This window comes from bacterium (assembly GCA_027622355.1).
Classification (GTDB): domain Bacteria; phylum UBA8248; class UBA8248; order UBA8248; family UBA8248; genus JAQBZT01.
Map to the genome: position 1 here is coordinate 1 of JAQBZT010000088.1, position 9,812 is coordinate 9,812.

General features: G+C 64.6%; 13 protein-coding genes. All 13 read right to left on the reverse strand.

Annotation, left to right across the window (positions count from 1 at the left end; translation table 11 throughout):
• Positions 1 to 391: hypothetical protein (locus O2807_06825; GenBank protein ID MDA1000213.1), on the reverse strand; the 391-nt coding region annotated here is incomplete at its 3' end.
• Positions 392 to 419: 28 nt separating this feature from the next.
• Positions 420 to 905 (reverse strand): gamma-glutamylcyclotransferase, encoded by a 486-nt coding sequence (locus O2807_06830; protein MDA1000214.1) that lies wholly within the window; start codon positions 903 to 905, stop codon positions 420 to 422.
• Positions 871 to 1,260: a cupin domain-containing protein gene (locus O2807_06835; GenBank protein ID MDA1000215.1), complete on the reverse strand. Its 390-nt coding sequence runs from the start codon at positions 1,258 to 1,260 to the stop codon at positions 871 to 873. Before O2807_06835 ends, O2807_06830 begins: the two co-directional genes overlap by 35 nt.
• Before the next feature lie 22 nt (positions 1,261 to 1,282).
• A complete protein-coding gene (locus tag O2807_06840) occupies positions 1,283 to 1,765 on the reverse strand; it encodes a GatB/YqeY domain-containing protein (protein MDA1000216.1) in 483 nt (160 codons plus the stop codon).
• Positions 1,725 to 2,174 (reverse strand): VanZ family protein, encoded by a 450-nt coding sequence (locus tag O2807_06845; protein ID MDA1000217.1) that lies wholly within the window; start codon positions 2,172 to 2,174, stop codon positions 1,725 to 1,727. The genes O2807_06840 and O2807_06845 overlap by 41 nt, the downstream gene beginning before the upstream one ends.
• 13 nt (positions 2,175 to 2,187) lie before the next feature.
• Positions 2,188 to 2,580: a RidA family protein gene (locus O2807_06850; protein MDA1000218.1), complete on the reverse strand. Its 393-nt coding sequence runs from the start codon at positions 2,578 to 2,580 to the stop codon at positions 2,188 to 2,190.
• Between the two features lie 31 nt (positions 2,581 to 2,611).
• The gene (locus O2807_06855) at positions 2,612 to 3,982 is read right to left on the reverse strand and encodes a pitrilysin family protein (protein ID MDA1000219.1); all 1,371 of its coding nucleotides are present in this window, start codon (positions 3,980 to 3,982) and stop codon (positions 2,612 to 2,614) included.
• Positions 3,983 to 3,988: 6 nt separating this feature from the next.
• Positions 3,989 to 5,392 (reverse strand): pitrilysin family protein, encoded by a 1,404-nt coding sequence (locus O2807_06860; protein MDA1000220.1) that lies wholly within the window; start codon positions 5,390 to 5,392, stop codon positions 3,989 to 3,991.
• A gap of 10 nt (positions 5,393 to 5,402) precedes the next feature.
• A complete protein-coding gene (locus tag O2807_06865) occupies positions 5,403 to 6,404 on the reverse strand; it encodes a phosphoglycerate dehydrogenase (GenBank protein ID MDA1000221.1) in 1,002 nt (333 codons plus the stop codon).
• A 49-nt stretch (positions 6,405 to 6,453) separates the two neighbouring features.
• Positions 6,454 to 7,953 (reverse strand): argininosuccinate lyase, encoded by a 1,500-nt coding sequence (gene argH, locus O2807_06870; GenBank protein ID MDA1000222.1) that lies wholly within the window; start codon positions 7,951 to 7,953, stop codon positions 6,454 to 6,456.
• A gap of 72 nt (positions 7,954 to 8,025) precedes the next feature.
• The gene (locus O2807_06875) at positions 8,026 to 8,793 is read right to left on the reverse strand and encodes a succinate dehydrogenase/fumarate reductase iron-sulfur subunit (protein MDA1000223.1); all 768 of its coding nucleotides are present in this window, start codon (positions 8,791 to 8,793) and stop codon (positions 8,026 to 8,028) included.
• The gene (locus O2807_06880) at positions 8,793 to 9,149 is read right to left on the reverse strand and encodes a hypothetical protein (GenBank protein ID MDA1000224.1); all 357 of its coding nucleotides are present in this window, start codon (positions 9,147 to 9,149) and stop codon (positions 8,793 to 8,795) included. The genes O2807_06875 and O2807_06880 overlap by 1 nt, the downstream gene beginning before the upstream one ends.
• A gap of 23 nt (positions 9,150 to 9,172) precedes the next feature.
• A partial coding sequence (locus O2807_06885) for an FAD-binding protein (protein ID MDA1000225.1) occupies positions 9,173 to 9,812 on the reverse strand: 640 nt, incomplete at its 5' end.

Genomic DNA, 9,812 nt, shown 5'->3' on the forward strand with positions numbered 1-9,812 from the left:
CGGGTATCGTTTTTCCCGTCGGGCGGCGATCGGTGAAGCTGGCGCCCCCGCAGTTCGAGGGGCTGTCAACGCCCTGGCCGAAGACGCGGGAGGAGATCTCGCCCAGCTTCTGGACGCCGCAGCCGATTTTGGATGCGCCCGCGAGGACCGCCGAATCCCGGATGATCTCCACCTCTTCGAAGATTTTCCTCTCCTGCACGGGGCACAGCCCCACGCGCCGGACGGCGAGCTCGCCGGGCCGGAGCAGAGCGAGGCGGAAGCCGGCGCGACCGTTCGCGAGGACTTGCCGCTCTGTCCGCAGCACATCCCCCTTCGCGATTTCCCGCTGGGCGCATCCCGCGAGAGTGGCGAGAAGAAGAAAAAGAAGAATTTTTCCAGGCGTCTGTCTCATCTTTTCACTCGAAGGGAGAGCGGGCAGCTCAAAACGATTCGTTCTCCCGGAAGAGAATCTCCAGCCCGTGAAGGGGCAGGCCGAAGTCCTGATAGCCGCTGCGGAGGGTATCGGTGTAGCGCCTCGTGGGCCGCGCCCCCCGGAGCGGCGTGCGCATCTGGTAGAGCATGGCGCGCATGGGAGCCTTGTCCGTCAGGATGACGCTTTCTGTGCGGCGGTAGAGGGCGGGGTATCCCTCGTAGTCATCCAGGGCCGGAAGGTCGGCCGTGTGCAGTGCGTAAAGGGCCCCGTGGACCGAATCGCCCGGCGAGGGAGCGATGGTGGCCCAGCCGGGGCCGGGCGGCGCATCCGCCGGCAGGGCGATGCAGAGCCGGTGATTTTCGAGAAGGGCGGGGCCCAGCGGGCGGCTTTCCGGGCACCGTCGGCGCATTTCGGCTTGCGAGAGGTTGGCCCCGTAGGCGAAGTATTGGAGGTGGCGGTCAAACGATTTCGTCGTCTTCCTCGTCGTACTCATCCCAGGCGGCGTCCCTCTGGGGCGGCGCGGATTTACTTTTTCCGAAGCCCAGGAGAATGCGCGCGGAATCTCCGTCCACCGGCGCGGCGGCGTGAATGGCGCCGGCCCGGATCGTGATCATCTCGCCCTTTTCGAGGACCACCAGTTCCTCTTCGACGTTGAACTGCACCCGGCCGTCGAGGAGGACGATGGTCTCTTCCTCGTCATGCGTATGGTAGGGGACAATGGCGCCCGCAGGCTGTTCCACCTCGAAGATGCGGTAGTCTCTCTCGGCCAGCGCGGAAACGATGGCTTCCTGATCGGGCTCGCACTGAAGGGCGAACGCCACATCCTCAACGCGGTAGCTGGATTTCATTTTCGTTTCCTTTCGTGGTCACTCAACCGGCGAGAAGTTCTTTCACCACATCGCTGACGGCCGCGCCCGACGCGCGCCCAGCCAGTTTCTTGGTGAGAGCCCCCATCACCTTGCCCATATCCTTTATGGATGATGCGCCCAACTCTTCGATGGCGGCCTGGGCTTCTTTCCGGATATCGTCTGCACTCAACTGGGCGGGGAGGTAGGATTTGACGATTTCGATCTCGTCGCGCTCTTTTTGCGCCAAATCCGCGCGCGCGCCCTTTTCGTATAGTGAAGCCGACTCCTCACGTCTTTTTACCATGGTTTGGAGGAGTTTGAGAACATCTTCTTCACTGGCCTGTAGGCCATGTTCCTTGTCTTTGTTCAGTATTTCACTCCGGATCATGCGGATGGTGGAAAGGCGCAATACTTCCTTGCCTCGCATGGCATTTTTCATGTCTTCGCTGAGCCGCTCGCGGAAGTCAGTCATTGATGGTTCCTGTCCTATGAGGTGCAGCGGCATTTGACCCGGCCAGTTTAGCCCCGGGAAAGAGGCTTTTTTCGCGGTGCAGCGCCCAGATCAGGGCCGCACCCCCCCCGGCGATGTCGGCCGCGACATCGGCCGCGGAAGCCTGCCGCCCGGGAACGAAAATTTGGTGGAATTCATCCAGAATTCCGTTCAGGGCGATGAAAAGGAAGAGCCATGCGGCCGTCCGCATTTCTGTCCACTCGGGCGCCCTGTGCCGCAGGGGCTGCCACAGCAGCGCCGCCAGGAGGAAAAATTCGCCCAGATGAGCGATTTTGTCCACCCCCTCGGGAAGAAAATATGGCAGATCGGGCACGGGCCGCGCGGAGGCGCCGTGTATCAGGGCGAGACAAACCAGGGCGGGCAGCCAGCGCCACCCGGCCCGGCTGGAGAGGTTTTCCCACACGGGGGGTTGTCTCCTAGGGGAGGGGAGCGACGGCCTCGATCTCTACGAGGAACTCCGGCTGGGCGAGGCTCGAGATCACGAGGAAAGTGTTGGCGGGAGGCGGTCCGGGGAAGAATTCCTTCCGGACCCTTCCCACGGGGCCGCGGAACGCCAGATCGGTCACGAAGACCGTGGTCTTGGCGACATCCTCCATCCGGCCGCCGGCCTCTTCGATGACGTTTTTCATGTTCTCGAGCGCCTGGCGGGTTTGGGCCTCGATATCGCCCGCGCCGACGACGTTTCCGTCGACATCGAGGGGAACCTGGCCCGCCACGTAGAGCGTGCGGCCCGCCTCGACGATGACGCCGTGCGAGTAGTGACCTCCAGGAGGCGCGTTTTTGGTGGCGTTAAAGGTGCTGCGGCGCATGGCGTGAAACCTCCGCGAAAAAGGAAAGAGTTCATTCTTCTTTCGAAAGGGCGGAAAGGCGGACATCGTCGATCCCGGTTTTTTCCAGGTTTCCCACAATCGCCAGCACCGCCTCGTCGAGCCGGATGTATTTTCTCGCCGCCGCCTGAACCTGCTCTTTCGTCACCGCGCGGATGCTGGCGAGGTATTTATCGGCATAGTCCGGCGGAAAGCCGAGCCGCTCGATGGCCAGAATGTAATCGGAGATCTGGGAGGAGGAGGTCAGGCGCGTGGCGAAATTTCCGGTGATGTAGGACTTCGCCTCGGCGAGTTCCTTGTCGGTGACCCCCTCCTTTTTGATGCGCTTGATTTCGGCGATGGATTCAGTGATCGCCTCCCGGGCGCTCTCGTTGCGGGTCTGGAGGAAAAGGCGCCAATGCCCGGAGTCGAGCCCGGCGTCGAAATAACTGTAGGCGGCGTAGACGAGTCCCTTCTCCTCGCGGATGTTATTCAGGATGCGGCTATCGAAGCCGCCCCCGCCCAGGATGTAGTTCATGATCCGGGCGGCGTAGAAATCCGGGTGCGTCCTTCGAAGCGAGCGGTTGGCGAGGATGATGGTGGCCTGGGCGAGGGGCTTGTCCACCTTCTCGAACAAAAGGCCCTTCGGAGCAGGGGCAAGGGGCGCCGGAGGCAGCTGGCCGCCCTCGGCCTTCCAGCCCGAGAAACGCTCCAGAACGAGTTCCCTTGCGCGGGCCAGCGTGATGTCGCCCACGAAAACGAAAATGGCGTTTTTCATCCCGTACCACTTCCGGTGAAAAACGGTGAGATCCTGGTGGCGGATGGCCTTGACGGTCTCCGGGGTGCCGCTCGTCAGGCGCCCGTAGGGGTGTTCGCCGAAGAGGCGCCCGCGCATCTTCTCGTCGGCCAGGCTTCCGGGGCGCTCCATCCGGCGGATGAGGCCGCCCAGGATGCGGCGCTGGGTCTTGGTGAACTCTTTTTGCGGAAATACCGGCCGGCGCAGGATGTCGGCCAGCAGATCCATCCCTTGTTCCAGATCGCGTACGAGAACGCGAAGAGAGGCACCGGCGAAGTCGCGGCCGGCGCCTGCCTCGACGCCTCCGCCGAGCCTATCGTTCAGCTTTTCGATGTCCGAGGCGCTGCGCCCGGCAGTGCCCCGGGCGAGGCTGGCGGCCGTCATGCTGGCCAGTCCGGCGAGCTGGGGCGTTTCATGGCGCGACCCGGCCCGTACCGAGACGCGAATGGTCACGATCGGAAGCTGGGGGGAGTTCTTGACGATCAGGATGCCGCCCCCCGGCAGCTCCTCCCGCTCCATCGTGAGGAGGGCGCCGCGGGACGCGGTGGCCAGCGAAAAAAACGCGAGAAGCGAGAAAGCAAGCGAGATGGTCCGTTTTTGAGTGCGCATGGGTGATCACTTGTCTCCGCTGGTCTTCGGCTTCGGCGGCTGGCCCGGAGCGGGAGATTTCCCGTCCTTGGCCGGTATCAAAATCGCGGTTGTCTTCCGGTCCGGCGTGAGATATTTTTTCGCCACCCGAACGATGTCCCGCCCCGTGACCTTGGCCAGACTGGGCAAGTAGGTTTCGAGAAGCCGTACGTTGCCCGCGATCGCGGCCCGGCCGAGGAGCATGGCGCGGCCGAAATGGCTGTCCATCGAGAAGACGGTCTGGGCCTCGATACTGCGCAGGGCCCTATCGAGTTCCTCGCGGGACACCCCTTTGCGAATCAGTTTGTCGATCTCATCCTGAATGACCGCTTCGACATCTTCCACCTTCTTGCCGGGGGCCATGCGGGAGTAGACGTAAAAGAGCCCCGGGTCCACGGTGATGAAGGAGTAGTCGGCGCCCGTGCCGAGAGAGAGCGAATCCCGCCGGACGAGACGCTGGTAGAGGCGGCTCGTCTCGCCCCCGCCCAGAATCGCCTCGAGCATCACGAGGGCCGGATAGTCCGGGCTTTTCCAGTTCGGCGTCCGGTAGGCGACGGCGAGATAGGGCAGCCGGGCCGGCCGCCGGATCACCAGGCGCTTGGACGCGCGCTGGGGCGGCTCGCTCAGAACTGGCCTGCCCGGGAAGGGGAGGGCGGGCAGCGGGCCGAAGTGCTTCTCGAGCAGGCCTATGGCCTCTTGGGTGTCGAAATCTCCCACGATGACGACGGTGGCGTTTCGCGGGACGTAGTAGCGCTTGTAGAAGGCCGTCAGATCCTCGAGGGTGTAGGTTTTGATGTCGGGCTCCCAGCCGATGATGGGGTTCCCGTAAGGGTGTTTGGTGAATATGGCCGCCCGGAGCTTTTCGTAAAGAGCGCCGGTGGGGCTATCGTCCACCCGCATCTTCCGCTCCTCGAGCACCACCTTGCGCTCGGGCTCGAGGAGGTCTTTTTGAAGAGCGAGGTTGAGCATCCGGTCGGCCTCGAGCTTCATCACCAGATCCAGGCGATCGGAGGCGATGTTCTCGTAGTAGGCGGTGTAGTCAAAGCTGGTGAAGGCGTTGTGGGACCCGCCGTTTCGCTTGACGATGTTGCTGAATTCCTTGGGCCCGTAATTTTTCGTGCCCCGGAACATCATGTGCTCGAGCATGTGGGCGAGGCCCGTTTTTCCGGTTTTCTCTTCCCGGCTTCCGACGCCGTACCACACCTGAAAGACGACGGCGGGCGCCCGCCGATCGGGCAGCAGGAGTGCGCGCAGGCCGTTGGCGAGGCGGTGTTCGGTCACGTTCCAGGGAATTTGAATGAGGCCGGCGGAGGAAGCCGGCCCGCCCGCCTGGGCGGGGAAAGCGAAGGCGGCCAGGAGAATCGCAAGAAACAGCATTTTCCATCGGCGCATATAGGTATCCTCAATTTTTACTGGAGTTTAAAACTTCCGGGTTGACCACGTCCGCCGGGACGCGCCCCCCAAGATAATCCAGCACGCATTGCACGGAATGACGAAGGCAATTTTCGCAGGCATCCTCCCCGATGCCGCCCGTATGGGGGGCGAGCGTAACGTTCTCGAGCGCGAAGATCGGGTGCTTCACGTCGGGCGGCTCCTCGGGGAAAACATCCAGCGCCGCCCCGCGGATGGCGCCGCGCGCAAGCGCATCCGCCAGATCGTCCAGGTTCACGATGGGCCCGCGGGCGCAATTGATGAGGTAGGCGGTGGGCTTCATCCGGGAGATCAGCTTTTTCCCGATCAGCCCCTCGGTTTCCGGGAGAAGGGGAAGATGGCAGCAGATGAAATCCGCCGTTTCCAGGACTTCTTCCAGTGTGCGGAAAAAGACGCCCACCTCGGCGGCGAACCGCTCGTCGCGGACCGGGTCGTAGGCGATGATGTTCATCCCGAAGGCGGCGGCGCGCCGGGCCACCTGCTTGCCCACGTTGCCGAGACCGAGTATCCCGATCGTCCTGCCGATGAGGGAGGCGCACGGCCGGCGAACCTCCCCCCACAGGCCCTCGCGCACCTTGCGGTCCAGCTCGGGGATGCGCCGGGCCGCCCCCAGCATGAGGCCGAAGGTGTGCTCCGCGACGGAGTTCGCGTTCTTCCCGACAGCGTTCGTGACGAGAACGCCGTGGGCCGTCGCGGCTTTCAGATCGATGCTGTTCACCCCGACGCCGGTGCGGGCGATTATCTTCAGGCTATCGCCGGCCGGCAGGGTTCGCTCGTTGTAGGGGTCGTTGCTCGGGATGGCGACGACGACGCCCGGCAGTCCCGCCCGGACCTCCGCCTCCGTCAGGTCCCTTCCCTGGGAGTCGAGGCGGACTTCCAGACCGGCTTCCTCCTCGAGCGGCCGCAGCCATTTCATCGGGTCCTCCATGTGGCGGACCCAGGTGGTGGTGATCCATACGATGCCCTTGGACAACTTGTCTCTCTCCTTGCGTTTTCATCATCCGCCGAGCAGCGGAGGCATTTTAACCGATGATCTGCCGGATGGTGTCATCCAGCGTTTTCTTTGCGTTATCGAGGCCGCCGCGTTTTCCGGCGACCCACGCCGTATCGCCCTTCAGGGTCTGTTCCCGTTCCGCGAGCATCCCGGCCATCACCTCGGAGGCGGGCGCGCCCTTTACCTTGTGGGTCTGGACGAAATGGGCCGGGTCCAGGGCGCGGCGGATGTCCTCCGGCGCGAGACCGAGCGGCTCCGCGGTGACATCGCGCGCGGCGGCGTCCACCATTTCGGAAGTGACCTCGAGCGCGGTTTTGCCCGCCTGGACGGCCGCCATGACCGTGCGCCCCACGATCCGGTGGGCTGTCCGGTAGGAGAGCCTCCGCTGCGCATGAATGAGGTCGGCCAGCGCCGTCGCCGTGGAAAAGCCTTTGGCCGCGCGCTCGAGCATCACCTCCGGCTTCGGGGTCACCGTCGCCAGAAACGCCCCCATGAGCTCGAGTGCGGTGTCCGCCGTGTCGAAGGCCCGCCAGGTCGGCGGCAGGACCTCGATGCAGATGTCCTCGGTGTCCTGAAAGAAGGTGTTGTGGGCAACCGCGAGGACGGCGGTCAGATCGCCGATGACATGTCCGGCGCGGGCGCGGACGTACTCGCACACGTAGGGGTTTTTCTTTTGCGGCATGAGGCTGCTCGTCCCGGAAAATTCGTCCGCGAAATCCACCATATCGAACTCCAGCGAGGCCCAGACATCAATGTCCATCGCCAGGCGGCTCATGGTCTGCATCATGTTCGCCAGCATCGCCGCGCAGTCCACCATGTGGTCCACGCCGGCCACGGAATCGAGAGTGTTCTCGCGCGTTTTCTCGAAGCCGAGAAGGGCGCTCAGGCGATCCCGGTCGATGGGCAGGGCGCTGCCCGCCAGGGCGCCGCAGCCGAGGGTGTTCTCGTTGACGTTGGCGTAGGCGGCCTTGAGGCGCCCGAAGTCCCGCGCCAGATTGTCCGCAATCGCCAGCAGGTAGTGGCCGAAGGTCGTCGGCTGGGCGTGCTGCAGATGGGTGTAAAAGGGCATCACCGTATCGCGGTAGCGCGCCGCCATCTCCTGGAGGGTTGTGCGGAACGCAATGATGCCATCGGCGGTATCCAGCAGGCGCCCGCGGGTGTGCATCCGGGAGAGGGGCTCGGGGCGGGTGCGGCCGAGATTGAGGTTGCCGATCACCTCCTCGCCCGCGCGCTCGGTCAGGAAGCGCTCGACATGGAGGTAGAAGTACTCGAAGGCCGGGTTGAACTCTCCCAGCGCGGCGGGGCCTGCGGTTTTCAGATCAGAGAGGGCGCCGAAGATGCGCGCGGCATCCTCCTTCGGGATGACGCCCCCCTCGTGGAGGATCACCGCCCAGCCCTGGTGCGCCGCGATCAGGGGATAGAACCAGTGCCGCAATTTGAACTCGTAAAGCGGCTTTAGGATCGTGCGCGTCCAGACCTCCGATGGTTCGGCCGCGAGACGATCCCGCATCTCTTTGGCATCCGCCATGTAAACGCTCCTCATCCTCCGCACAGAGGGTTCTTTGCAGCGGCGCTCCCCGGAGGGAGTGTCCGCCGTCTGTTATCGCGCGCTGGAAGAGCCGCCCCCGAAAAGAAGCGGCAGATGTGTCTTCCCCGCATGCGCCAGGGCCCGCCGCTTCAGTCCCTGTATCGCGTCGGTGGGACTGATCCCTTTCGGGCATGCCTCGGTGCAATTGAACTGGCCGTGACAGCGCCAAATGCCGTGCTCGTCCGCGAGCTCTTCCAGCCGATCAACCCCCAGAGCGTCGCGGCTGTCGCAGAGAAGCGTATAGGCGCGATTCAGGGCGGCCGGCCCCAGAAAGTCCGGCTCGTACCCGACCATGGTACATGAAGCGTAGCAGATTCCACAGGTGATGCACTCGATGTGGGGCTCGATTTTCCGGCGCTCGGCGCCCTCCGGCGGAATCTGCGCAGGGGCGGCGGCGGCCGCTTCCGTGGGCTCGAGCCAGGCCCGGGCCCGGCGCATCTTCTCGAAAAAAGGGGCCATTTCCACGGCCAGATCGCGCACGATGGGGAAATGGGGCAGGGGCTCAAGGGTGATCTCCTCACCCAGCTCCGAGAGGAGGGTCCGGCAGGCCCACCGGGCGCGTCCATTGGCCTCGAGGGCGCAGGTGCCGCACATCCCGACCCGGCAGGAGTAGCGGAACGCGACCGAAGGGTCCGACTCGGCCTGAATCGCCACCAGGGCATCGAGAATCGTCATCCGCTCCCGTGCGCGCAGGGTGTAGCTCTGGTAGCGCTCCGCCGGGCCGCCCGCCGCCCCCGCAGCGCCGCCTCGCCGGATCCGGATGCGGATTTCTTTTTCCATCACACGATTCCCCAGATCAGCTTCCGGTAGAAGGTCAGCGCGAAGAACGCCGCGAGGCCGATAAGGCTCAGTGTCCAGAGAAGGGTTCTTTGGTGCCGGGCCGGGAAGCCGAAGTCCGTCAGGACGATCTTGATGCCGTGCATGGCGTGCCAGATGACAAGCGCGAGAACGGTGACCCGAAGCCAGGCGATGTAGGGATTCACCACGTGGAAGGGCAGCAGGACGATCAGCACAAGGGCCGAGACGCGCTGCAGCACCCAGGCCCACATGCCGGGGTACATCGCGCGCCACGACGCAGCGTCCCAGAAGCCGGCCCCGCCCGCCCCAGTGGGTGCACCCTGCTTTTTCACTTTCATCCGCTTTTCTCCCTTTCCGGCCGCTAGTCGGTGAACGTGACCGGCGGCGCGCCTTCCTCCTGGGGGGTGATTCGGGTGAAGCGCACCGGCCGCCTTTCGAGGTGCACCCCGTCGCCGCCCTTCCGGAGGAAGATGTTGTAGCGTCCATCATCGTGCATTTCGGGGCAATCGGTGCGGTAGTGGCTTCCCCGGCTCTCGTCCCGCTCAAGGGCGGCGCGCACGATGAGCTCGGCGATCTTCAGTTGATTGCGCACATCGAGTATGTTCTGCCACGCGAGATTGTAGTTTCTATCTCCCGGCGCGCGGGCCAGGTCTGCGCGCGCCGCAAGATCGGCGATCTCCGAAAGGGCCCCGGCGAGCCCCTTCCCGTCGCGGATGAGCCCCGCCTTCTCCCACATCACTTCCTTCAGCGCCGTCCGGATGGGATAGGGGGACGCGCCCTCGCCGAGCGCCGCCCGCGCCGCCGCCGCATCGGTCCCGGCCCGCTCTTCGTCGAACCCGGCCGGGGCGGCGCCGGCCGCTTCATCGGCCATGACTTCACCTGCGATTTCGCCGAAGACCGTGGAATTCGCCACGCCGTTCCCCCCCAGGCGGTTGGCCCCGTGCGTTCCGCCGGCGTCCTCGCCCGCCGCGAAGAGGCCCGGAAGGTTCGTCCGGCAGGCG

Excerpts from the sequence above, each read along its gene's own strand:
- O2807_06830 (MDA1000214.1), bottom strand. The coding sequence starts at position 905 with ATGAGTACGACGAGGAAGACGACGAAATCGTTTGACCGCCACCTCCAA.
- O2807_06835 (MDA1000215.1), bottom strand. The coding sequence starts at position 1,260 with ATGAAATCCAGCTACCGCGTTGAGGATGTGGCGTTCGCCCTTCAGTGC.
- O2807_06840 (MDA1000216.1), bottom strand. The coding sequence starts at position 1,765 with ATGCCGCTGCACCTCATAGGACAGGAACCATCAATGACTGACTTCCGC.
- O2807_06850 (MDA1000218.1), bottom strand. The coding sequence starts at position 2,580 with ATGCGCCGCAGCACCTTTAACGCCACCAAAAACGCGCCTCCTGGAGGT.
- O2807_06855 (MDA1000219.1), bottom strand. The coding sequence starts at position 3,982 with ATGCGCACTCAAAAACGGACCATCTCGCTTGCTTTCTCGCTTCTCGCG.
- O2807_06860 (MDA1000220.1), bottom strand. The coding sequence starts at position 5,392 with ATGCGCCGATGGAAAATGCTGTTTCTTGCGATTCTCCTGGCCGCCTTC.
- argH (MDA1000222.1), bottom strand. The coding sequence starts at position 7,953 with ATGGCGGATGCCAAAGAGATGCGGGATCGTCTCGCGGCCGAACCATCG.
- O2807_06875 (MDA1000223.1), bottom strand. The coding sequence starts at position 8,793 with ATGGAAAAAGAAATCCGCATCCGGATCCGGCGAGGCGGCGCTGCGGGG.
- O2807_06880 (MDA1000224.1), bottom strand. The coding sequence starts at position 9,149 with ATGAAAGTGAAAAAGCAGGGTGCACCCACTGGGGCGGGCGGGGCCGGC.